We start from the raw sequence: 23773 nt of genomic DNA on the forward strand, positions 1-23773 counted from the left end.
CTGACACACTTGAAAGCTTATTTGATTAACACTCCGCAACTTTACTTGAGTGTTTACACAAAATTATTGACAGAATCTAGATTTGAAATCATCCCAGTAACCAATTGAAACATCCGGCAACAATTGGAATTTAACCTTGTAACCTGCTGCCTGAATTGCCTGAAAGGCTTCTGCTTCTTCCTGGGTGATGGATTGGTTATTGCCCAATTTCACTGCACCAGGTCGATCATTTGCAGGGCCAACGATGATTTCTTTAACATCTCCTGGGACAAAACCTTGATCCACCAAAATTTCCTTCATATCGATTGGGTTTTTGGTAATCAAGAAGTACCGACTGTCAGATTCCGTTACTTTTGCTGACTTTTCTTTAAAGGCTTCTTTTGTCCATACAAAGGTTTTCTTGTCTGATGCTCCTTTGTAAGCTTGGATCAAAACCTTGTTTGATGCTGCTGCATCGTTTACGGCAATCAAACCATCACATGGTTTTTCTTTTGCCCAGCGTGTGACTGTTTGACCGTGAATCATGCGGTCATCAATCCGTACAAATGTTACTACCATAAGGTACCTCCCTATTAAATATCGTCATCATCTTCTTCAGCACTAGTGGCTGAAACTTCAAAAGGTTGTAGTGCAGACTGTGCTTCTGATAAGATAGTTGCTGACAAATCGTCTCCATCCAACACATCCTTCATCACAACTGCTGTCAAAGCCATGGTCAGGTTCATCCCACCAAGGATCAAAGCTCCATCTAGCTTTCCAGCTTCTTCTAGGACAGTGGCTGCCGTGGTTAATGGACTACCACCTACAATATCTGCCAAGACCAGCACAGAATCATCTGCTGTCAATTCTGAAATGCTCTCTCTAAAGTCAACTGCAAAGTCATCGACCGATTTTCCTTCTTTAAGTCCAACTGCAATGACCTGATTTATCTTGTCACCAGCAAACATAGCTAGCGATGTTTTTAGTCCTTCTGCCAATCCACCATGACTGACTAAAATGAGATATTTCATTTTGCTACACCTCCTTTATTTGACTCTATTGTAGAATATTTGGAAGCGCTTTTATATTGTCAAATGTCACATGATAAACATGACATTTAGCAACAAAAAAATGACATCTGTCACTTGACACAATGTCATCTTATTTTTCTTTAAACTCCTACCTGAAGACTACTTTCAATTTCCCTCTGAATTTGAGGCAAGCGATTCTCGACATCTTGATCGCGCAAAGCATTGCCAATCAAGTAGTCCAGCTTTTCCAACATTTCTTTAGAGACATTCTTGGGACTACTTTCAACAGCTTGTTCCATGATACGATTCAAGGTCTGATTGGTCAAGGAATCCGTGCCAAAATCATCTACCTGTAGAAGATCTTTACTAGATTGACTTTGGACCACCTGTGGCATAACGGAAATCCCTTGAGATTGAGCAAAGAGGAGTTGTTGAATTTCTGGATCTTCTGTCAACAATTGCATCAATTCCCAAGCTAACTTGGAATGAGGAGTCCGAGCAGACATGGCAAAAGAAGTCGTCGTAACCAAAGTCGCCTTGGTAGTTTTTGACTTAGCAGGCATAGGAATACAGGTCCAGGTGAAGTTTGAATATTTTGAAACATGGTAAGGATAAGGTTTATAGGTTCTATATTGAGCCAAAGTCATGGGATAAAAAGCGACTTTCCCCTGGTCAAAATCTTTGGAACTCACCTTATAGTTCTTATTCAACTCTTCCAATTTTTGTAAAAAAGTCAAAGACTCTTTGACTTCTGGAGCCGTAAGTTTAAGCATCCCTCCTTGAAAAAGACTACCCCCATTTGCTGCCAAAGCTTCTTTCCATGTATATTCTGTACTCCCAAACTGATCCAATTGACCATCTCCATTGGTATCTTTGGTTAGTTTTTTACAAATTGTATAGAACTCTTCCAAGCTCCAACCTTCCTTGGGAACCTCAATGCCTTCTTTGTCTAGCAAATCTTTATTGACACACATCAAAATAGGATTACTTTCATAAGGTAAGGCATAGGATTGCCCCTGATAGACGCCTGATTCAAATGCAACAGGATAAAAAGCAGCTTGGTCTTCTTGATTCATATAGCCATTTAACTTTTCTAGAACGCCACGTGCCGCCAATAAGGACAGATCTTGCTCAGAAACCATAAACACATCAGGGGTCTTTCCTGATACAATTTTTTCTGAGAGCCAGTTTGAATATTCCGACTGCGGAATTCCATTTTCATATTCCACACGGACATTAGGATGGGACTTTTCAAATTTTTGGATCGCAAGATCCAATGCATGAGAACGTTGACTGGTCGGTACATCCCAACTAGAGCCTGCATAAACTCCTATATGAAGGACGGTCGGTTGCTGTTTCCACCAATAAAAACCAGCACTCAAAGAGAGCATAAAAAGGAGACAAATCCCTAAACAAAGTTGCTTTCGCTTCAATTTCATTCCGTATTTCCTTTTGAAAAATCACGTCGGGTCACTCCTGTTTGGACTGACCAAATCGCTAATTGCGTTCGATCTCTTAGGTTTAATTTCGACAAAATCGTTGATAAGTAATTACGAACAGTTCCTTCTGATAAGAAGAGTTTAGCCGCAATCTCTTTATTTGACTCACCATAGCCAATCTCTTGGATAATGCGCCATTCCGTCGTGCTCAAATCCTTAACGTTATCCTCATCCACAGCAATAGAGAAATTTGATTTGGCCATTTGCGAGAAAATTTGAAAGACCTTGCTTGCGATATCAGGGTTGATCATTGCTCCTCCCTGATGCACCACCTTAATAGCTTCATAAAGCTCCTCTGTCGAGGCTCCTTTTAAGAGATACCCTGAAGCACCATACTTGAGCGCACTATAGATAAATTCATCATCGTCAAAGGTTGTTAAAATAATAATTTTGATATCCGGATAGTGCTCTTTTACTTCTTTTGTAGCCAAAACCCCATCCATGCCTGGCATCCGAATATCCATTAAGATTAAATCCGGATGCGAGTGTGGAATGCTAGACAAGACATGATTCCCATCTTCCACTGTGGCTACCACTTCAATATCTGAGTAGGCCGACAAAATAATTTTCAGAGATTCTCGAATCAAGGACTGGTCATCCGCCACCATTACTTTTATCATCATCTATTATCTCCCTTCTTTATATTTTGGTAAACTAACACGTGTGAAAAATCCATCGCGACTTTCAAATTGAAGCTGGCCTCCTAGAATTGAAATACGCTCCATCATCTGTTTGAGTCCGTAGCCATAGGTCAAGGTTTCAAACCCAACTCCATTATCCTGCAACTCAATCATGTAATCTTCTTCGTCCTCAAAAAAATGGAGGTCCATGTGGCTGGCATGACCGTGGCGAACCGCATTAGTCATAGACTCTTGTATCACACGAAAGATTGTATCTTCAATCATGACGTCCATATCGACATCGATCCATTCATAGTTGAGATCAACTTGCAAGTTTGAAAGAATTTGGTACTCGCGGATTGTCTTTTCTAAAGCATCTTTGAGAGTTCGCTCCTCAAGGGCTCCTGGACGAAGGCGATTGAGAGAGCCTCTCACATCCTGGATTCCTTCACGGACGACTTCTGATACGTTTTTTACCTGCTCTTTGGCACGACTTGGATTGATATCAATCAAGACCCCGACAGCATCTAAACCTGCTGAAATCCCTGTTAACGCGTGTCCCAAGGTATCGTGAATCTCCCGAGCAATCCGCTTGCGCTCCCGATCCTCTGCAATCTTCTCAGATAAGGCCATATAGTTGTTCAACTCGGTATTAACCTTGGACACCATGGCCAGCTCTTGTTCAACTTCATGGTTTTCCGCAAGGACATTCATGATATAAAATAAAAGTGAAATAATGAAGAGTACCATATTCAAGGCGTAGAGGGAATTCTTTAAGAAAAAGGCCAAAATACGGATAGATTCAGGATAAAAATGAATATAGGTATCAAGAGAAGGAATTGGGAAGAAAAGCGAAAAGACGTCTGAATTGGTTACAAGGAGCATCAAGAAGCTCACTAGGATAAAGGCAAACCAATACTTCCGATCTCTCTTGGTATTCAACTCTTTGGAGCCATAGAAGATATCTGCAAAAACCAAGAGAATGAGCCCGTTATAAGCTATGTTCTGAACCCACATCAACAGTAACATCAGGAGAATCTCTAGAAGATTCCTCTTATCAAAAATGGACCATCGACTTGTTTGAGGTCTATAACGACTCATTGAGATTAAGGCAATCCCAGCAAATAAGATTGCTGACAACCAAAAAGTCGTAGATGGAGCAAAAGGAATACGCTCTAGGCGCTCCAATAATAGAGAGGCTTGGCGTTGAGCAATGATATAGTTGGTTGCTTGAAGATAGATGATGCTGTTGAGCATAACAGCAATAAAATTCACGACCATAAGAATGGCCAAACTGTATCGAACACCTCTAAACTTTCTCATTACTGCCACCCATTCACATCAAACTGATCAATGTTTTCCTTTGTCATCATTTCAACTGGAATGATCACCTCTTTGGTATAGCTCTTCCCTTCAGAAATATCTTGGATAACTTCCATAACACGGTCTCCCATCTTCAAGGGAGATTGAGCAACGGTTCCCACTACATCATCCGTCGAGTGCAACAAGGATTTCATATCTGGTGAGCCATCGATTCCATAAATTGCAATGGACTGGCTATTTCCTTGCTCCTTAATTGCAGCTAAAGCTCCTATAGCCGAGCGGTCATTTAAGGCAACCAAGGTATCAATTTCAATCCCTGATTGTAAAAAATTCTGGACAGCCGGCATGGCAATCTCCGTTTGCCCCTTGGTTTCTAGTTCCGATACAATCTGATAAGAACTGTGCCCCTCTATAGTGTCTTTAAACCCCTGAATCCGCGTATCTGCTGAGACAGTCCCTTTATGCTCCAAAAGGAGGACTCGAGCGCTAGAAGAACGTTTCATGAGCTCTTTAGCAATCATTACTCCCGCTTGGTAGTTATCAGATACAATACTTGCATCGGGCTTAAAATTTTTCAATTGGGTATCGACTGCAATGATTTTAATTCCTTGTTTTCTAGCTTTTTCAAGAGCAGTTAAAATGGACTGGCTATCCCCCTTGACCGGATTGATCACAATCACATCAACTTTTTGAGCACAAAAATCATCAATCTGCTGGCTCTGCCTTTCTTCATCCAATTCTGGATCTCGGACGCAAACAAGAGCTCCTCTTTCATCGGAAATTCGACTAATTTCCGAATGAATACTTTTATAGAACTCATTGTTCATGGTCATATAGGTTACACCAATTTTAGTCTGATCCTTGATGCCACTTGTTTGACAACGGCCAAAAATCCAAAAGAGAATACAGACAACTGGAATCAGCAGTAATATACGCTTTATCATCCATTTCAACAATTCTTTTTTCTCTTTATTTTCCTTCAAATTTCATTCCTTTTCTGAAAATTTTGAATATATATTACTTTATTCTACTACTTTTTCAAAAAAAATGCTTGATTTTATTGTACAAGGACATTTATTTGACCTATTTTAAGAAGTAATTTCCGAACAATAAAACTAGAAACAATAGAAAAAGCCAGTCTATAAACGAACCAGCTTTTTTCTATAATTGATTCTAGAAAGGAAGCTCCTCCTCTTCCAAAACCAGATCTGCTAAGTCTTGACCAGCATTATTTTCACGCATAGCACGTTGAGCACGACTTTCCAAAAGTTGGAAGCCTGTAGCGAGAACTTCGGTCACATAGTTGGTCTGACCATTTTTCTCGAACTTACGGGTACGAAGCTCCCCATCGACAGAAATGAGACTGCCTTTAGTCGCGTAGCTAGCTAAGGTTTCAGCAAGTTTCCCCCAAACAACAATATTGATGAAGTCAGCTTCACGTTCCCCATTTTGGTCCTTGAAACGACGATTAATAGCAATAGTCGCACGAGCCACTGACTTGTCATTGTTGGTTTTGTGCAATTCTGGTGTAGACGTTAAACGTCCAATCATAATAACTTTATTATACATTTTTCATCCTCCTACTTATCTATTCGAAGGAAAAGAAAAAAAGTTACAAGATTTGTAACTTTTTTAAAAATAATATTAATCTCTATGAATCATAAATCCAGTTGCTTGTTGATTGGCCATGATGGTCATATCTGTGATTTGTACTCGTCGTGGTTGACTGGTCACATAAACTACAGTATCTGCGATATCTTGCGCCTGTAAGGCTTCAAGTCCCTGATAGACCGTCGCCGCCCGTGCCTCATCTCCATGGAAACGAACTTTTGAAAAATCAGTTTCTACAATTCCTGGCTGAATAGTGGTCACCTTGATATCTGTCGCAATGGTGTCAATCCGAAGCCCGTCTGAAAAGGTTTTGACTGCAGCCTTGGTTGCTGAATAGACTGCTGCACCAGCATATGCGTAAATCCCTGCAGTAGAACCCATATTGATAATATGCCCTTGATTAGTTGCTACCATGGAAGGCAAGAGACAGCGTGTAACCGCCATTAAACCCTTGACATTGGTATCCAGCATGGTCAATATATCCAACTCTTCATAATCCTGATAAGGAGCCAAGCCTAGAGCCAGTCCAGCATTATTGACCAAGATATCAACCTGACCAACAGTTTCTAAAATTTCTGAACAAACAGTTTTTACCATGCACATATCTGTAACATCTAACGGAAAGGTCCAGATTTTTTGATTTGGAAAGGCTTCTGTAAACTCGTTTTTTAGAACCTCGAGTCTTTCTGTTCGACGCCCTGTGAGTACAACATTCTCACCTTTTTCTAGATAGGCACGCGCAATTGCTTCACCAATACCTGATGTTGCACCTGTAATGACTACATTTTTTGCCATCTTATTTCCCTCAAGCAAAGATTATAAACCACTTTTAGTGATTAAGCAGTCCAGTGTGTAGCTGGGTCAAAGGGTGTTCCAACTACCTGGTCGTCTGATAATTCAATGACACCACGTTTTTGGGGAGCATTTGGCAAGGCAAGTTCACGAGGACTACACATCATCCCAAAACTCTTTTCCCCACGAAGTTCCCCTGGAAAAATGAGATTTCCTTTTGGCATCATGGCTCCAGGAAGAGCAACAATGGTTTTCAAACCAACACGTGCATTGGGAGCACCAGCAACGATTTGTACTGTTTTGTCATTCCCAACAGCAACTTGGCAGATATTGAGGTGGTCACTATCTGGATGCGCAACCATTTCTACAATTTCTCCAACCACAAATTTGGGTTCCTTGTCGTTGATGATTTCTTCAGCAAATCCTTGAACCTGCAATTCTTGGTTCAAACGTGCTACTTGCTCGTCAGTTAAAAAGACTTGACCGCGCTCAGCGATCTCAAACATGCTAGAAACTTCAAAAATGTTCCATGCGACAGTTTCACCAGTTTCTTTTAGGAAAACACGCGCTACATTATCTTTACGCTCAACATCTAGCTTGGCATCTCCACTGTTTTTCACGATGACCATAAGGACATCGCCGACATGTTCTTTATTATATGTAAAAATCATTCTTTTCTCCTATTTCAAACTTGCTAAAAAGTCATTGATTTGCCCCTTGGTTTTACGGTCACGATTGACAAAACGTCCAATCTCCTTGTCCTTGTCTAAAACAACAAGACTTGGAATCCCGTATACATCCCAAAGTTTAGCAAGTTCCATGTACTCATCTCGGTCTACCCGTATAAAAGTGAACTCTGGATTTGCCTCTTCAATCTCTGGTAAGGCAGGATAGATATAACGGCAATCGCCACACCAATCCGCAACAAAAAGGAAGACCTTCTTGCCATCCTGCTCTACTAGATTTGCTAATTCTTCTATATTTTTAGGAGAAATCATAAGACTTCCTCCTCGTAGATGAGATTTTCATCTTCATAGACAAAGGTATAGTGACGACCATCTTCAAAAATGACACCACCAACAAGACGTTCTAGGCTACTTTCGTACACTTGGACATAGAGAGTCCCAATCTCACCCATTTCTGAGAAATAGTCACGCACAATAGCCGTTAACTCTTCCTGTGTCTTCATGAGTTTGTGATCATCAGCTACTTTCTTAGCACCAAAGGCAAGTGCTCCAAGCCCTGCCACGACTAAACCTGTTTTAATAATATTTTTCATTTTCATGCTAACATTGTAACACAAAAAGGCTCAAGGAACAATGAAAAAGAGAGTGGGACAGAAATCGGTAATTCGTTAGAATTCGATTTCGTCGTCCCACCTCCGCACAGTTGAGTAGGGCTGTAAAAGCTGATGAAATCAGCGTAGTAGAGCCCACTCAACCACTGCGTCTTGCTCGACAATCCAAAGACAATTGAGAGGCTAGGACTTTTGTCCCAGCCTCCTTTCTAAATTCTAAACATTAATAATTTCTCTCGCCAAACAAACCTTCTGGTAAATCATGGAATCCCTTGCCTGCTTTGAAGTTTTCAAATTTACCTAGTAAGAACTGGTAGGCATCCAAGCGACTCTCGTAGCGAATCATGGCATCTTTAGCGCGCTCATCTTGATCTTCTTCATAGACCTTTTGACTTTCTTTAAGAGCCATATCGTTGATCATAATCTGGGTATTAACCCAGGCTTCAAATTCCTTCATAAATTCTTGCTCGTAACTCATTTTTTCTCCTTATTCTAATCCACGGAAATAGTCCGTGTCAATCTCACGGTAGGCTTGGATGTCCTGAACATATTCCAATACACCTTGAAACTCTCCTGCTTGATCGTGGACAGCTGCATAAGTGACATGGACAAACTTTCCACGTGATTCTGACTTGAACCACATCTCGTACTTGTCCTTTTTCCCTTCACGAAGGCCTTGCATAATCGCTTTGACTTTCTCCAAATATTTTGGTGGATGGCATAGTTCGACATTTCGTCCAACTTGAGACGGTGTCCGCTTGAAAATCATTTCATCCGCTGGAGTATTGTCATTATAATACTGGAAAATATCATCCTTATTAACAAAGGTAATCTCCATCGGCAAATGATTAAGGATAAGATTCGCCTGTTCAACTGAGAGATAGCCATTGCCAAAAGCCTGCTGGCTATTGCGATCTAGCACCGTTTCCTTTTCCTTTGGTGTAAAGGTGATTGTAAACTGACCTTCTGGTGTATCGATCACTTGCTGAACTTGCCCATCTACAGTTTCTAGCTGAGTTGGTTCTTCTACACTTTTTTCCTCAACAAAAGGTTGACGTTCAGGAACCCATTTCTCAGACGGACGGATAATAGCATATCCATAGGCATCACTTTCCTCAGCAATCTGAATCCAGTCATCCTGGGTAAAGGATTCAAGCAGAATCATGAGAAGGATTGATTCTTCCTTAAAAATCATACTTTCAAACTCTGTCGCAAAAGTTTCAAAAGCTTCCTTTACGGTGGAAATTGGCACTTCTGGGAGCGACTTAGTTGCCACTAAGGCTGTTTGAAAGAGATCCCTAATCTGATCATCAACTCCCCACATGACTTTGGGAGGTGAATCATGTCCATAACGTTCCATGATAGGAAAAAAGAGCTCTTCCTTACGCTGGTAGTGGATATCAAATTGACCAACAAGCCCCATCTGACGTACCAAGCCTTTGCGCATCTCAACCAGCATCTCCTCATCGTCCACAGATTCATAAGTCGAGAGCAATCTACGGACTCGAATCAAGGCAGCACGGAGAGCTAAATTTTCATCCTTAAAGACACGCACAGGGTGACCAGGATGCTCGGTATCCTCAACTTCTACGCCCTTAACAGCATTTTTAAAGAGATTAGCATGCACATCACATAGCTCCATGACATCTTCAAAGGTTACGCCTGAGTCAGAGTTCATCAACTCGTGCTCCATGAGGGAAATCTCGATAGCAGATACACCAGTAAAGGTCGCATCAAAGCGTTCCTGAACGGACTCTGGAGAGGCTCCATTATGCAATTCTAATAAAATATCCCGCAGGATATGAATACGTTCATCTGTCATTAGTCTAACCCGATCACTTCGTAACCATTTGCTTCAAGCGTACGCACAATCTTATCCATAGGAGTCCCTTCAAGCTTGGAACCTTGTTTGAGCGAAACTTTTCGCCCTACAGTATTACGCATCAAGGGATTTGCAAGTGGTTTGAAACCAAGCTCAACCAAAATATCTAAAACTTCTGGATGTTTATCCACCACTTCCGCAACGGGAATAGATACGTCAATAATATTATCCATCACAACCTCCATTCTGTTTTCACACTAGATTTTCTTTTTTTATTATACCACAAGGGCTAGGATAAAAAAACTAGCAGTACAAGCCTACTAGTTTCTTCCCATTACTCTACTTCGATGATTTCTGCTTCTTTTCGAATCGTTTCTACATCTCTTTGATACTGAGCTTCACTATAATTGACTAGTTTGGATAATTCTCTTTGCAAACTTTTACCCATAGGTTTCATAGTCGTATAGGTTAAACCACCTGAAACGACACCTCCTAGGATTGGGATAAATTTGCCCATTCCTTTTGCAAAGCCTCCCTTTGTCAGATTCACCCCAAAAATTTTCAAAACTTTTTCTAAAATGGGATACCACAAAGTCTTAGCCAAAGCCTTCTGGGGAACTGTCTTCATGACATGTTTAGCAACTGATACTCCCCCAGCTCGAAGGAGGGCTCCAGCACTATTGACCCCAAGCATGACCCCGAGATAGAGCAAGAGCGTATTTTTGGCTTCTTCACTCAATTCATTTCGTGAAGCCCAAAGATCATCATAGCCATAAATATATCCCAATTCTTGCGCTAGTTTTAAGGAGAAAGCATAAAACTGAGCAACATCAGTTGGAATGGTGATTGCAAGGGCTAGACCACCAGGAATACCTGCAAGAACAGAAGTTCCACTCGCCAATAGAACATTATCCTTAATACAAGAATCGGCAACTTTATCTAAAATATCCTGGGATAACAAGGCTGTTGGTCCCTCTTCTAGTAATCGAGGAATATCTTTTGGGTCTAATAGTTTGGAAAATTTATCTACTAAAAATTTTGAACGATCAACTTTAACAACAGGGAGTTTCACGACTTTTTGCAATACTTGCATAGCTAAATCTTGTTTAGACATCTAGTTTCTTCTCTTTTTCTTTCAATTTGAACTATATCATATCATATTTGCTCCATAAAAGAAATTTTAAGAACTTATTTTTTCTTTCTGATTAGCCTTTAAGTCTAGAATACCCTCCTTCTTCTAAACAAAAAAGAGGGTTACCCCTCTTTCTTATTTTTTATCCAGATTGCGTAACATTTCGTCAATCTTGTTTCCATACTCGATGGATTCGTCTTTGACGAAGGTCAAGTCTGGAATTTTATACAATTTCAAATTGTGACCAAGCTCACGTTTGATAGTTCCGGTTGCTTTTTCAAGGCCAATTTGGGCCTTTTGATTATCTGAAGCAAGATTACTCAAAATGGTGTAGTAAACCTTAGCTACAGACAAGTCACCTAGCATCTGAACATCTGTGATGGTCACTCCTTGGACACGAGGATCACGGACTTTCTTTTGTAAAATCTCATTGACTTCACGCTTGATTTCCATGCCTACACGATCCGTACGGAAATGATTTCCCATGCTATTCCTTCCTCTCTATTGAATCAAAAGCTAGGCCAGCAGACCTAGCTATTTTAAACTCATTGATTTTCAATTCAAATTGAAACGAAGTTCAATTTGAATTCATCTGCTTCTTTCGCCGTGGTGAAAGTGATTGGGCTGATAATTCAGTTCAATCACTGGGGATTTTTGAGACTTTAGGCTCAAAAATAAGCAATGAAACCATCGGTTTGCTTGCGTCCCACATCACCTAAGAAAGGAGCAAAAATAATTAGCGTTTAATTTCTTCCATGACATAGGCTTCAATCACATCATCCATCTTGATATCATTGTAGCCATCAATCATGAGACCACCTTCACGGCCGTTTGTAACTTCTTTGACGTCATCTTTATAGTGTTTCAAGCTAGCTAGAGCACCATCGTAAATAACAACACCATCACGAATAACACGGATTTTAGAGTCGCGGGTAACTTTACCACTAGTAACCATAAATCCACCGATTGTTCCCACTTTAGAGACTTTAAAGGTTTCACGGATAATCGCTTCACCAATAATTTTTTCTTTAAATTCTGGATCAAGCATACCCTTCATGGCTTCTTCCATCTCTTCGATCACCTTGTAGATGATGCTGTGGAGACGGATTTCTACATCGTCTGCTTCTGCTTGTTGACGAGCTTGCGGTGTAGGGCGCACATTGAAACCAACGATAAAGGCATTTGAAGCTTCGGCAAGAGTCACGTCAGATTCATTGATGGCACCGACAGCCGCATGGACGATGGTAACTTTCACACCCTCAACATCAATTTTTTGAAGTGAGGCAGAAAGTGCTTCAACTGAACCTTGTACGTCTGCCTTGATAATGACGTTAACAGACTTGAGTTCACCAGCTTTAAGGGTATCAAAGAGGTTTTCAAGGCTGACACGTTGTGTAGCTTGACGTTGCTTCATAAGAGCACGCTTAGCACGTTCTTCACCAGCTGCACGAGCAGATTTTTCATCTTCGTAAACAGCAAAGTGGTCACCTGCCATTGGCGCTTCGTTCAAACCAGTGATAGATACTGGTGTTGATGGTCCTGCAACCTTAACACGACGTCCAAGGTCGTTGGTCATGGCACGGACACGTCCGAAAGTATTTCCTACAACGATTGGATCTTGAACGTTCAAAGTACCTTGTTGAACAAGGAGGGTTGCAACCGCACCTTTACCTTTATCCAAACGGGCTTCGATAACAGTACCGATAGCACGAACTGTTGGGTCTGCTTTGAGTTCTTGAATTTCAGCCACAAGAAGGACAGTTTCCAAGAGTTCATCGATATTTTGGTTGAATTTAGCTGAGATTTCTACAAACTCAGAATCTCCACCCCAAGCTGTTGACATGACACCGTGTTCAGCCAATTCACCGATCACACGTTCTGGGTTGGCACCTGGTTTATCAATCTTGTTGATGGCAACGATGATTGGAACGTTAGCTGCTTTTGAATGGTTGATGGCTTCGATCGTCTGAGGCATAACCCCGTCATCTGCCGCTACGACCAAGATAGTAATATCGGTAACAGAGGCACCACGCGCACGCATTGAGGTAAAGGCCGCGTGTCCTGGTGTATCAAGGAAGGTAATCTTCTTGCCATTTTCCACGATTTGGTAGGCACCGATATGCTGAGTGATACCACCAGCTTCACCTGTTGCAACACGAGAATTACGAAGGGTATCCAAGAGGGTTGTCTTACCATGGTCAACGTGTCCCATGATAGTAACAACTGGTGGACGCTCTACCAATTCATCTTCATTGAGATAACCATCTTCAGCGAAGAAACGTTCGATATCAGCATTGTCCACTTCAACCTTTTGTTTAGCATCAATACCGTAATCAACCATGAGGAGTTCGATTGTTTCACCGTCTAAGGACTGGTTTTGTGTCGCCATCACACCCATCATGAAGAGTTTCTTAACAATCTCAGCTGGTTCGCGCTTAATACGTTTTGCGATTTCCGCAACGGTCATACCATCTGTATATTCAAATTCTGTTGGCAATTCATGGAACTTACGCTCTGTAACAGGTTTTGGTACCTGGTTACGGTTGTTTTTGTTATTGCCTTTTTTATTCTTTTTGTTATTGTTCCAGTTACTATTTCTTTGATTTCTCACTTGATTTTGACTACTTCGATTCTTTTGTTGTTTTCTAGGACCATCTTCTTCGTGATCGAAATCATCACGTTCTTTGTCTGGTCGAGCTTGTTTCTTACGACGTGTATCCACTACAGATTCTTTAGCTGCAGGAGCTACTTCAACCACTGGTTGAACTGACTGTACCTGTTCAGCCAACTTAGCGGCTTCTTCAAAGATTTCCTCAGGCTCCTTGCGTTTATTTGCTTGGGCCAAGGCTTCTTTGGCAGCTTGAGACTGCTTGAAGCGTTCCTCACTTGAACGAGCATATTCTGCATTTTGCTCTGCCTTTAGAGCAGCTGCACGGGCTTTAAAGTCAATACGTGGGCCTGCTTGATTTGGACGTTTGTCCTCTTGTTGACGGCGATCATTTCCACGATTTTGCTGACCTTGTTGTTTTTTACCTTGATCATTGAATCGGCGGTTGTCGCGATTCCCTTGACCTTGTTTACCACCATTACGGTTATCTTTTTTTTGACGATTTCCATTTTGCTGGTGGTCACGGTTATTGCCCTTATTTTGCTTGCGTCGTTCAGCCTGTTCTTTTGCACGTGCTTCACGCTCAGCCTTAAAGTTTCGACTCTGTGGTTTTGCTGGTGCCACTTTTTCTTCTTTAGGGGCAACAGGTGCTACTGTTTTTGCCTCTTCCTTAGTGACAACTGGCTTTGGGGCCACGGGTTTCGATTCTACCTTTGGAGCAGGATCAGGTTTAAAACTTGCTACAATTTTTGAAGCAGCTGCTTCCTCCACACTTGATGAGTGGCTTTTTACATCCAAGCCCAACTCTTTTGCACGCGCTACAACTTCCTTACTTTCTTTTCCAAGTTCTTTCGCGATTTCGTACAATCTTTTCTTAGACAAATCATGTCCTCCTCTTCTATTCCATAAGAGACCTCATTTTCTTTGTAAATCCAGCATCTGTTACAGCTAAAATCTTTCTTGATTTTCCAACTGCTATGCTTAATTCCAGTGTTGAAAACACGGTTACAACTTCTACTTGATAATAGTGACTTTTATCTTGAATCTTCTTGGTCAGGTTGGGAGCAGCATCATGCGCTAGAAATACCAGCTTAGCTTTCTGTTCCTGAATGGCTTTGACAACCATTTCTTCACCCGAGATAATTTTCCCTGCTCGTTGAGCAAGTCCCAAAAGATTACTTACTTTTTGCTTATTCAAGTCCTAACTCTCTTCTTTTTACTTTGTGATCAACATAGGCGATCAACTCGTCATAAAAGCTTTCTTCAACTTCCATGTTAAAGCTACGGTTAAAGACTTTTTTCTTTTTAGCCTCTAGGGCTTCTGCATTGTCTAGCTTGATATAAGCGCCACGGCCATTAGCCTTGCCTGTCGGGTCGATAAAGACCTCCCCTTCTTTGTTCTTGACAATACGGAGTAAATCTCGCTTATCAATTACTTCGTTGGAAACAACAGACTTGCGCAAAGGGATTTTTCTTGTTTTCATCTTTCCCTCCTCTTGCGGCTTTTATTCTTCTGTCAATTCGTCTGTGTCAGCAAAATCAACCTGACCTGCTTCTTCCATAGCTTCAAATTCACTTGCAGACTTGATATCGATACGGTATCCAGTCAAGTGAGCTGCCAAGCGAACGTTCTGTCCACGACGACCGATTGCAAGAGAAAGTTTATTATCTGGTACAACAACCAAGGCACGCTTGCTGTCGTTTTCATCAAAGATAACTTGGTCAACTTCTGCAGGAGCAATGGCATTGTAGATAAACTCAGCTGGATCCGCCACCCATTCGATAACGTCGATGTTTTCTTCTACAGGTACCATGCGGTCGCTCTTAGCATCGTAGCGAGCTGGGTGGAATTTGCTAGTGATTTTCTTGATGTTTGCACCACCGCGTCCTACAATTGTTCCGATAGCATCAACGTTAGGATTGTGACTACGAACTGCAACCTTGGTACGGTCACCCGCTTCACGAGCTACGCTCATTATTTCAACGGTTCCATCGTATACTTCTGGAATTTCTTGTTCCATCAAACGTTTGATCATTTCTGGATGACTACGGCTAACAAAGACGTTAACTCCACGAGGGTTGTCTTCAACTTTGTAAACATAGACTTCGATACGATCATGAGAAGCAAAAACTTCTCCAGGAATTTGGTCTTGTTTTGACAATTGGGCTTCGATGCTACCAAGGTTGACATAGATGAAACGGTTGTCAAAGCGTTCTACTGTACCTGACATGATTTCTTGTTCATGTTCTTTGTATGTATTGTAGGTAATGGCACGTGTTTGCTTGCGCATTTTTTCCATAATGGTTTGTTTCGCAGACTGAGCCGCTACACGACCAAACTCTCCTGGTGCTTCTTCAAATTTGATTTTGTCACCAAGCTCATAGGCTGAATTAATGGCAAGAGCATCTTTCAAACTGATTTCCAAACGGCTATCAAATACTTCATCAACAACTTCGCGGACAGTATAGACTGTAAAGTCACCTGTTTTTTCGTTGAAGTCAATAGCTACGCTGTCTGATTGACCATAGCGTCTACGATAAGCAGAACGAAGTGATTCTACTACTGCGTCGATGATATCTTCTTTCTTGATTCCCTTGTCTTCTTCCAAAATGCGGAAGGCCTCTAGCATTTCTTTACTCATGTTCTTTTTACTTTTGAATTTTCAAAAGCTATCCTTTCTTTTCTATAGTTTTACTGCCAAACGTGCTTTTGATACCAAACTGTATGGAATTTGGACTGTTTTCTTACGTGTCTTGTCCATATATTCCACAGTCAGCTCATCGTCTTCAAAGGCCAACAAGGTTCCCTCAAAGATTTTTTGCTTGTCGATGGCCTTATAAAGACCAACGTGAATGTATTTCCCAACTGCTCCATCTATAGCTTCCTTGGTTTTCAAAGGACGCTCCAAGCCAGGGCTAGTCACTTCTAGGAAGTACTGTTCTGGGAATGGATCTGGTTGAATCTGATCCAACAGAGGACTAATCACTTCTGTCAAATCTGCCGTATCGTTCAAAGTAATACCGCCTGGTTTATCAACAAAGATACTTAGAACATAATCTCCTACAACCTTTTCATATTCGACATCCACCAATTCAAATGGAGCTTGAATTGCCGGTTCAATAAGTTCTGTTACTAATTCAACAATTGTTGCGATAGGACAACACCTCCTCATGAGCAAGAGGCGAAGATATTTCTCCGCCTCACTTTCTCATATTCTTACTATAAGTATAGCACATTTAAGGACCTGTGTAAAGCATAAGCACTTAAACTACTTGATTTTAAGCTATTTCTTAAAATTCTGCCTCGACTCGATAGATAACCTGACCTTTGCTAGAGAATTTTTGCTCGTATTCAGTCATAACATTACCTTCAAAGTCGCTAGCATGCAAGTCCAACCATACTCCATTGAGCTTCATTCCATATTGTGAAAAACTTACTAGACTATATTCGAAGAGCCCTCGATTATCCGTTTTAAAATGAATTTCACCATGTTCTGGCAAGATTCGTTTAAAGGTATCTAGGAAACTCTTATATGTCAGACGACGCTTTTCATGGCGCTTTTTGGGCCAAGGATCCGAAAAATTCAAATAGAGGCGGTCAATCTCACCATCTTCAAAATAATTGGTCAAATCTGAGCCATCTACCCACAACAACTTGATATTGGGTACAGCAACTTCCAAGACTTTATCCAAGGCATAACTCAAAACAGACTTTTGAATATCAATCCCGATATAGTTGATATTAGGGTTTTGCTTGGCCATACCTGTCACAAAAGCACCCTTACCACTACCAACCTCAACATGGATAGGATTGTCATTTCCAAATAAATCTCGCCATTTCCCTTTGGCTTCTAAAGGATTTAAGACAACATACTGAGGATTAGCCTCTAGTAATTCTGTTGCCCCTTTACGATTTCTAACTCTCATCTCTTCTTTCCATACTTGTCACGGAAGATACGCAAGGCATAAATCTCCCGATTGACATTTTCTAGATCTTCATTTGTATAATATTTGGCAATCTGGCTCAAGAAGGATAACTGAGCATACCAAAATAGTTTGTTGATGACTGTTTGGTTGTATTTGTAACCGTAATAAGTCAACCACTCTTTCCACTGATAGTCTGGAATATAGTGACATAGCATATGCGCTACATCAAACATGCGATCCGTTAAACGAACGGAATCCCAATCCACTAAATAAACAAGACCGCTCTCTGTCTCAATCCAATTACTATGTCGTACATCTCCATGAACGATCGTTGCATAATCTTCCCTAAAGTTTGGCAAACTTCCTCGCAAATCCTCTACTACCATTCTTAGATATTGATTGTTCTTCAAGGATTCTGGAGCATCTTTTAACCAAGCCTGAAGCAAGTCAAAAGGTGTTTCTAAAGAATAGCCCAAACGAGTCAATTGCGTCATCAAAGGACGCGAACGATGCAAGCGGCTCAAAATATTGATAATCTGCTTGCGATTCATATCATAAGGGGTCAAAATTTTACCATTCAACCATTCTTGGGCACACATATCACGCCCATCCGATAAACGGCGAGTCCATAATAATTGAGGAGCGATTTGTTCCTTGGCTAAACCAGGTAGGATTGGAGAGGTGTTCATTTTAATAAAGACGCGCTTCCCATCAGGGTAGCTTCCCATATAAGCTTTTCCGCTTTTCCCAGGTATAGGGGTCAGCGTTAGCTCAATATCACCCAAGTCCATTTCTTTCCTCCGTATAAAGTTTCCTTACTATTCTACTAGTTTTTAGCTTATTCGTCAACCAGTCCCGACCTGATTCTCAAATAAAAGCCCTTTATCCAATCTTGTTAAAAGAAAAAGGCAAGCAGAGAGATCTGCCTAGCCTTGATCATTCAATTTTTTTAGCAGAAAATTGTAAGGAAAAAATCTATGCTTAATCTGATAATTCAAGCTTTTAACTGGTTCTCATCATGCAAATACCCTATGCAAAAAAGCCATGATAAATGGTAAGTTTGCAATGATATTATTAACAATATGAATCGTGTAAGATGGATAGATAGTCTTTGTATAGCGTGTCAAACCACCAAATATACATCCAACTGCTGTATAAACCAGAAGGTCTAGTAGACTAGGAAAACTTGAAAAATGAGGTAAGGCGAACAAAACTGACGGAAATAGAATATCCAGTCCCCATCTTGAATTCTTAAAGAAGGCATGTTGAAGTAGTCCTCTACACACCAATTCTTCCATCAGAGGTCCTAGTACGATTAAGGTTAGGTAAACACCGAACTCTGCAAAATTCGTCTCACTATAGACAATAAACAAATTCCAACTTTCGTTTGTCCCCTGAACGTGTTTAGCTGTCAGATAGTTAAAGCAGATAAGCACGACAGCTGCTAACACCGTCAGAACAGAATAGCTCAACCACTTTTTCCTAGGGATACAAAAGAGATAAGCATGACCCGACCTGATCAAAATCCAAACCATCAGGCCGATAAAGAGAAGGCTGATGATGTTTCGAATCCAGATGACATTTCCTACCCAAGACGAGAACTCCCAATAATTTCTCCAAAATTGGGTTGTCCAAAACAATCCGAAAAACAAAAATAAATAAGAAAGGACTGCACTTGTTTTGAAAAGAATAGAATATTTTTTCATAGAAACTCCTTCATAGCTTTGCTATCGTAACTGTCAACAATTATCATTTAATCCTCCAGCTTTCAGTCTCGGTAGCTATCACCTTGACTTTGATAAGCAAATACATCTACCCTTGTGTACTTTTGTTGCTGTTAAAAACTTTATATTTTTCATCATCTAGGCAGTCAATTCTTTTCAAAATGATAAACCATCATCTTTTTTCTAACTAATCATTTTATAAAGCTTGATAGTCTCGATGAAAAGTTGCGGCAGATACCACTCTATGATTTGTAAGGTCAAGATAATCTCCTGGATAGCCAAGGACATACATACTATAACCAGCAAAACCTCCTCCTGCCGTTCCGACTAGGCCAATTTTGAGATTGGTTGCAAGAGAAGACTGAAGTCCTGCCATTAAAATTCGGACATGATTGTCTAGCCAGACAATGTAGTTCTTTTGAAAGGCGTCTTCTACCCAACTTGGTTTCGGTGTATCTTTACCAATTTCCCAAACTTCTACTATTTGATTTTTATATTTTGCTTGCATCTTTTTAATCTTTCTTTCAGAACTCTCACAGAGTTTTTATGTTCTTCTTGCCTGGTCTATGTGTTACTAGACTATAGATCGTAACAGGAGTACTCACCAGTACAAGAACATTTCTCCAGAGTTCATTAGAAATCATGAGTACTCTTATACAAAGAACAAGCGATATCAATATCACTACAACTCGGGCAAAGCAATCTAAAAAATACACATACTTTTTCATATGATTCCTCCATCTATTGATTTCACATCTACCAGGTCAGTTCCCTAGTCACTATGATGCTAACTGACCATGCTTGATATTCCTTTGTAAATTTAACCACTGTCAACTACTAGAAAAATGATAAACAATTGTAACAGATATGCACTAAAATAGACACCGATAGATTTTGGCTCTTTTTATAAGCAAAGCCCAGCATGAAACCTCCAAATAGATAATAGATAAACGAAGGAACATCATAAGGAGCATGCAAGAAAGAGAAGAGAGAGGCAGTCAGTACAAGCCCCAACCAAGAATTATCAAAAACTGCACCTTGAAGGATTCCTCTGAAAACAAATTCCTCCAGAATAGGCCCAAAAACTGTCGCACTTGCAATAAAGGATAAGGAAATTCCTGTACTAGCAGCTTCAAGGTGTTGATATCCTGCACCAGAAGAAACTGAGAAAAAAGCATGATAGCCTATATTTACCAGCACGCAAAGAAGAAAGATTCCAATAAAAAGCAGAACTTCTTTTTTCGTTAAACTTCTAAGCGAAATCATATCAAACCACTTCGCATAAGCAACACTCAGTGAAATCAAGAAAGTATTTATTATAATAAATAAGTACTCATTTTGAAAATAATCCCCTTGATTGATGGTATAACCTACTGTAGCGACTATTACATAGGCTAAAAATCCAACAAACACGGCATGACATTTATTAAAAATGGTCATAAACACAACCTCTCTCCTATTAGAGTCATCAAAATGCAGATATTATTTTAAAATCATCCATCCAATTTAGATGATCTATTCTAAAGCCATAAAAATCCTCTTTTAAACAAGATTCAAAGTGGTTTATTCTCCATTTTTTTATTGAACTGAATGAGGATATAAACCGAAGCAAAGTATGCTAGTGCATCCATTACATAATACCACTCATTTCCCCTAAGTGGATAATGACAAGTTTGCATGATTACATACAACACAAGAATCGTAACTATTTTTTTCACCATAAGATTCACTCCTTTAGTTTTGTTTGGCTTTGATATCCTTGCAATTCTTAGTATAGCACTGCTTTTTTAGGTTTTGCATCCAAATCTTGAATGGTCATCGAGACATCTTAAATTGCAAAAACTGCGTTAGCCCCTACTTTTTATAATACTTCAAACCTCAAATGAGCAGAAGCATGATAATCAAGCATAGAACGGCACCAATATAGCCAATCAGTTGCTGATAAGATTCGGCTGCTGTCATACCTCTATACAAACAAATAATAGACATAAAACCTGTCAAGCCGATGAACATAAGTTGATTGGTTCTAGGACTAACCAAATCATCATCTTCAAACTTTCTCACTCTCATTTCCCTAGTGAGGTAAACAATCACCAAAATAGAAGCCAAGTTAACAACCACTAAAAGCAATTGAAAAACTAAGGAAAAATGCAAAAACTGACGAGAGAGAAATAAATAAGTAGAGATCAGTACAGGTAACTGACCTAGGAACAATCTCGCAAGGAAGATGTTCCGTTTTTTAGCAAGAAAAGTTTTCATTTCTTTGCTCCTTTCTTTCTCATTAAAGCAAAATAGATTATAACTGCAATCAGATAGGCTATGGTATAAAATAAATGATACCAAATACTCCCCCCAAGCGGAGACATGATTAGATACAAGATGAAAATGACAAGTATTTTTTTCTTCATAAGACTTCCTCCTAAATATTTGTTGAACAAGAACCTTTACACTGCCAGTATAGCACTCCTTTTGAACTTAATTCCTCAAAATCATAAATGGTCATCAAAACCTCCTAAATTGTAGAAAAAATGAAAAAAGCAAGCAGGGAAAATATGCTTGCCCTAATAAAACCTAACAAATCAAAATGTACTTAACTTTACTTCCCTTTTTTCTGATACATTCTCATGATAGCTAGGAGGATAAAGGCTACCCAGCTTGCTAAAACTAGAAGGGTGAGGCCTGTATGTAAGATTTCAGGTGTCCTCTCTATTCGGCTGATGAGACGGACTAAGGACACCACTGCCATCTGAATGAGGAGCAAGGATTCTGCCCTTACCAATGATGTCTGCTGATTTTCAACTGCATGTAGAAAGGCTGGCAGCAAGACACAGGTCGAAACAATTATAATCAGATTAGCTCCTGTACCTTCTCCCTCATTGACTAGAGAAAACATGAGAAGATTGGATAGGATGATCAGTACAGAACAAGCTATAAAATAAGATTTCTGGTTCATTTATTTTTCCTCGTATATTATACAAAGTCAGGCTGGATCAGGATAAATCGTTGCAATGTTTTTCAATCTAAAATGCCTAGGTCCTCTTGTTCACACATTTTCTAATCAGAAGTTGACAGCAAATGAACCGCCAAAACCTGACGAAAGACTTGATCTTGACAGGTGGTATTGAGACTGGCATTGGGATAACTTTCCACAATCTTCATGACGGTATAGAGACCAACACCTCGGTCCTCCCCTTTAGAACTAACTCCAAATGAGAAGATTTCAGAAACATCTATCCCCTCTTCTTTAATGGAGTTTTCAATGATGAAGGTCTCCTGTGCTCCATTTTTTAAAAATGCGATTGAAACATGAGGTTGACTGGCCTCTGCACTAGCTTCAATGGCATTGTCACAAAGGATAGACACAATAGTCAGAAAATCAAGCAGACTCATACTCTCGACTTGAATCTCTTCAGGAACTTCGACATTAAAGACAATATCCTTTTCTCTGGCTTTTAGAAATTTTCCTGCTAGGAGACTTTTAAGGGCACGATCCCGAATATTCACCAATCTGCCCAGGTCATATTTATTGTCCTGCAATTTCTGGCTGGAGTCCTTTAAGACGGAGTCGTAGACCTCTTTTATCTGCTCCATATCCTCCTCTTCAATGCCCAGACGTAAGCTGGTCAAGAGGTTGGTATAATCATGGCGAAAACTCCGAACTTCCTTATAAAGCTCCTCTATATGCCGACTATACCGTTCCATATCTCTGTAGCGCAATGTTTGCTCTTGGTTCAGTTTTTCCTGAAGTTTTTCCTTTAAATAGGTATCCAGCTTCTTGATAACCCCCATAAAAAAGAGCAGGTAAAATACCAGAATCAGATGGCGAACAGTCGTTGATTGGATCCCCTGTTCATATTCAAAATAAGACAGACTTTGCATCACTAGATAGTAGGCTCCCATTATCCAGTTAATCTTAGTCAAGGACTTTTGAAAATCTTTATCGAGAATCTCCTTTCTCAAGTTTGCGAAATCATAGTCCAACCATTTCAAAAAAACTAAAACTATGAAGCAAACGAAAAACATAATCAATAAAAAGGCAGGATTGCCATCTCTATCTACTATTCCTTGCCCCAAAAATGGAAACACAAAATAGGAAACGCCTCTATAAAAGAGATTCACTAATATCATTGGAAAGAGACCATAAAAGACAAGGAGTTTTTTAGGAAACCCTCTTAACAATAAGAAAGATAAGCCGATGCCGTACAAGGGTTCCATAAAATAAGATAGGTAAGTATTTCCTACTATATAGCTAATCATTACAAAAACAAAGGCCAATAGTATCTTAAAAAGAAAAGCCTTAAAAATTCTCTCAAAAGTGAGACCAATTCCATCCACCTTAAAAAAAATGACAATTTCTAGTCCCTGAGTAACAAGTGTATACAATATAATCCAAATATTATACATAAGT

At 40.0% G+C, this 23773-nt stretch carries 30 protein-coding genes; all 30 read right to left on the minus strand.

The window, feature by feature from the left end; all coding sequences use genetic code 11:
- Positions 1–63 precede the first annotated feature (63 nt).
- The 30 genes from K1I67_RS02910 to K1I67_RS03055 all read right to left on the minus strand — a co-directional run bounded on the left by K1I67_RS02910 (position 64) and on the right by K1I67_RS03055 (position 23769).
- A complete protein-coding gene (locus K1I67_RS02910) occupies positions 64–558 on the minus strand; it encodes a PTS system mannose/fructose/N-acetylgalactosamine-transporter subunit IIB (protein ID WP_223338684.1) in 495 nt (164 codons plus the stop codon).
- A 14-nt stretch (positions 559–572) separates the two neighbouring features.
- Positions 573–1010, minus strand: a complete 438-nt coding sequence (locus tag K1I67_RS02915) for a PTS sugar transporter subunit IIA (protein WP_000876218.1) — start codon at positions 1008–1010, stop codon at positions 573–575.
- Positions 1011–1150: 140 nt separating this feature from the next.
- Positions 1151–2449: an ABC transporter substrate-binding protein gene (locus tag K1I67_RS02920; RefSeq protein WP_223338685.1), complete on the minus strand. Its 1299-nt coding sequence runs from the start codon at positions 2447–2449 to the stop codon at positions 1151–1153.
- A complete protein-coding gene (locus K1I67_RS02925) occupies positions 2446–3129 on the minus strand; it encodes a response regulator transcription factor (protein ID WP_004251853.1) in 684 nt (227 codons plus the stop codon). Before K1I67_RS02925 ends, K1I67_RS02920 begins: the two co-directional genes overlap by 4 nt.
- A gap of 6 nt (positions 3130–3135) precedes the next feature.
- Positions 3136–4452, minus strand: coding sequence for a sensor histidine kinase (locus K1I67_RS02930; protein ID WP_004251849.1), 1317 nt, complete (start codon positions 4450–4452; stop codon positions 3136–3138).
- On the minus strand, positions 4452–5396 hold the full coding sequence (locus tag K1I67_RS02935) for a substrate-binding domain-containing protein (RefSeq protein ID WP_398577643.1): 945 nt from the start codon (positions 5394–5396) through the stop codon (positions 4452–4454). The genes K1I67_RS02930 and K1I67_RS02935 overlap by 1 nt, the downstream gene beginning before the upstream one ends.
- Positions 5397–5625: 229 nt before the next feature.
- A complete protein-coding gene (locus K1I67_RS02940) occupies positions 5626–6021 on the minus strand; it encodes a single-stranded DNA-binding protein (protein WP_006144984.1) in 396 nt (131 codons plus the stop codon).
- Between the two features lie 75 nt (positions 6022–6096).
- Positions 6097–6858 carry an SDR family NAD(P)-dependent oxidoreductase gene (locus K1I67_RS02945; RefSeq protein ID WP_070677048.1) on the minus strand — a complete coding sequence of 254 codons (762 nt, stop codon included), beginning with the start codon at positions 6856–6858 and terminating at the stop codon, positions 6097–6099.
- Positions 6859–6899: 41 nt separating this feature from the next.
- Positions 6900–7526, minus strand: coding sequence for a YtpR family tRNA-binding protein (gene ytpR / locus K1I67_RS02950; protein ID WP_223338686.1), 627 nt, complete (start codon positions 7524–7526; stop codon positions 6900–6902).
- A gap of 9 nt (positions 7527–7535) precedes the next feature.
- A complete protein-coding gene (locus K1I67_RS02955; RefSeq protein WP_006144978.1) occupies positions 7536–7853 on the minus strand; it encodes a thioredoxin family protein in 318 nt (105 codons plus the stop codon).
- The gene (locus K1I67_RS02960) at positions 7850–8140 is read right to left on the minus strand and encodes a DUF4651 domain-containing protein (RefSeq protein WP_223338687.1); all 291 of its coding nucleotides are present in this window, start codon (positions 8138–8140) and stop codon (positions 7850–7852) included. The genes K1I67_RS02955 and K1I67_RS02960 overlap by 4 nt, the downstream gene beginning before the upstream one ends.
- 235 nt (positions 8141–8375) lie before the next feature.
- On the minus strand, positions 8376–8630 hold the full coding sequence (locus tag K1I67_RS02965; RefSeq protein ID WP_004251830.1) for a DUF1912 family protein: 255 nt from the start codon (positions 8628–8630) through the stop codon (positions 8376–8378).
- 9 nt (positions 8631–8639) lie between these two features.
- Complete coding sequence (locus K1I67_RS02970) at positions 8640–9974, minus strand: DUF438 domain-containing protein (RefSeq protein WP_223338688.1); 1335 nt, start codon at positions 9972–9974, stop codon at positions 8640–8642.
- Entirely contained in the window at positions 9974–10207 is a 234-nt protein-coding gene (locus K1I67_RS02975; protein ID WP_000368732.1) for a DUF1858 domain-containing protein, read from the minus strand. Before K1I67_RS02975 ends, K1I67_RS02970 begins: the two co-directional genes overlap by 1 nt.
- A 101-nt stretch (positions 10208–10308) precedes the next feature.
- Complete coding sequence (locus tag K1I67_RS02980; protein WP_223338689.1) at positions 10309–11088, minus strand: hypothetical protein; 780 nt, start codon at positions 11086–11088, stop codon at positions 10309–10311.
- 153 nt (positions 11089–11241) lie between these two features.
- A complete protein-coding gene (rbfA, locus tag K1I67_RS02985) occupies positions 11242–11592 on the minus strand; it encodes a 30S ribosome-binding factor RbfA (RefSeq protein WP_004251823.1) in 351 nt (116 codons plus the stop codon).
- A gap of 250 nt (positions 11593–11842) precedes the next feature.
- Positions 11843–14596, minus strand: coding sequence for a translation initiation factor IF-2 (gene infB / locus K1I67_RS02990; RefSeq protein WP_223338690.1), 2754 nt, complete (start codon positions 14594–14596; stop codon positions 11843–11845).
- 16 nt (positions 14597–14612) lie between these two features.
- On the minus strand, positions 14613–14912 hold the full coding sequence (locus K1I67_RS02995; RefSeq protein ID WP_045614517.1) for a YlxQ-related RNA-binding protein: 300 nt from the start codon (positions 14910–14912) through the stop codon (positions 14613–14615).
- Entirely contained in the window at positions 14905–15198 is a 294-nt protein-coding gene (gene rnpM, locus K1I67_RS03000; RefSeq protein WP_006144965.1) for an RNase P modulator RnpM, read from the minus strand. Before rnpM ends, K1I67_RS02995 begins: the two co-directional genes overlap by 8 nt.
- Positions 15199–15219: 21 nt before the next feature.
- Positions 15220–16356, minus strand: a complete 1137-nt coding sequence (gene nusA, locus K1I67_RS03005; protein WP_006144963.1) for a transcription termination factor NusA — start codon at positions 16354–16356, stop codon at positions 15220–15222.
- Between the two features lie 42 nt (positions 16357–16398).
- On the minus strand, positions 16399–16887 hold the full coding sequence (gene rimP / locus K1I67_RS03010) for a ribosome maturation factor RimP (protein ID WP_045614519.1): 489 nt from the start codon (positions 16885–16887) through the stop codon (positions 16399–16401).
- A 118-nt stretch (positions 16888–17005) separates the two neighbouring features.
- The gene (gene trmB / locus K1I67_RS03015; RefSeq protein WP_223338691.1) at positions 17006–17641 is read right to left on the minus strand and encodes a tRNA (guanosine(46)-N7)-methyltransferase TrmB; all 636 of its coding nucleotides are present in this window, start codon (positions 17639–17641) and stop codon (positions 17006–17008) included.
- The gene (gene ccrZ, locus K1I67_RS03020) at positions 17638–18432 is read right to left on the minus strand and encodes a cell cycle regulator CcrZ (RefSeq protein ID WP_000362994.1); all 795 of its coding nucleotides are present in this window, start codon (positions 18430–18432) and stop codon (positions 17638–17640) included. Before ccrZ ends, trmB begins: the two co-directional genes overlap by 4 nt.
- Before the next feature lie 225 nt (positions 18433–18657).
- Positions 18658–19347, minus strand: coding sequence for a CPBP family intramembrane glutamic endopeptidase (locus K1I67_RS03025; RefSeq protein ID WP_223338692.1), 690 nt, complete (start codon positions 19345–19347; stop codon positions 18658–18660).
- Between the two features lie 214 nt (positions 19348–19561).
- The gene (locus K1I67_RS03030) at positions 19562–19873 is read right to left on the minus strand and encodes a role in replication (protein WP_223338693.1); all 312 of its coding nucleotides are present in this window, start codon (positions 19871–19873) and stop codon (positions 19562–19564) included.
- Between the two features lie 329 nt (positions 19874–20202).
- Entirely contained in the window at positions 20203–20805 is a 603-nt protein-coding gene (locus tag K1I67_RS03035) for a CPBP family intramembrane glutamic endopeptidase (protein WP_223338694.1), read from the minus strand.
- A 438-nt stretch (positions 20806–21243) separates the two neighbouring features.
- Complete coding sequence (locus K1I67_RS03040) at positions 21244–21624, minus strand: immunity protein (RefSeq protein WP_223338695.1); 381 nt, start codon at positions 21622–21624, stop codon at positions 21244–21246.
- Positions 21621–21773 (minus strand): hypothetical protein, encoded by a 153-nt coding sequence (locus K1I67_RS03045; protein WP_223338696.1) that lies wholly within the window; start codon positions 21771–21773, stop codon positions 21621–21623. Before K1I67_RS03045 ends, K1I67_RS03040 begins: the two co-directional genes overlap by 4 nt.
- 188 nt (positions 21774–21961) lie before the next feature.
- The gene (locus tag K1I67_RS03050) at positions 21962–22318 is read right to left on the minus strand and encodes a hypothetical protein (protein ID WP_070460213.1); all 357 of its coding nucleotides are present in this window, start codon (positions 22316–22318) and stop codon (positions 21962–21964) included.
- A 101-nt stretch (positions 22319–22419) separates the two neighbouring features.
- A complete protein-coding gene (locus K1I67_RS03055) occupies positions 22420–23769 on the minus strand; it encodes a sensor histidine kinase (RefSeq protein ID WP_223338697.1) in 1350 nt (449 codons plus the stop codon).
- Positions 23770–23773 lie beyond the last annotated feature (4 nt).

This window comes from Streptococcus infantis (genome assembly GCF_019929575.1).
Classification (GTDB): Bacteria; Bacillota; Bacilli; order Lactobacillales; family Streptococcaceae; genus Streptococcus; species Streptococcus infantis_L.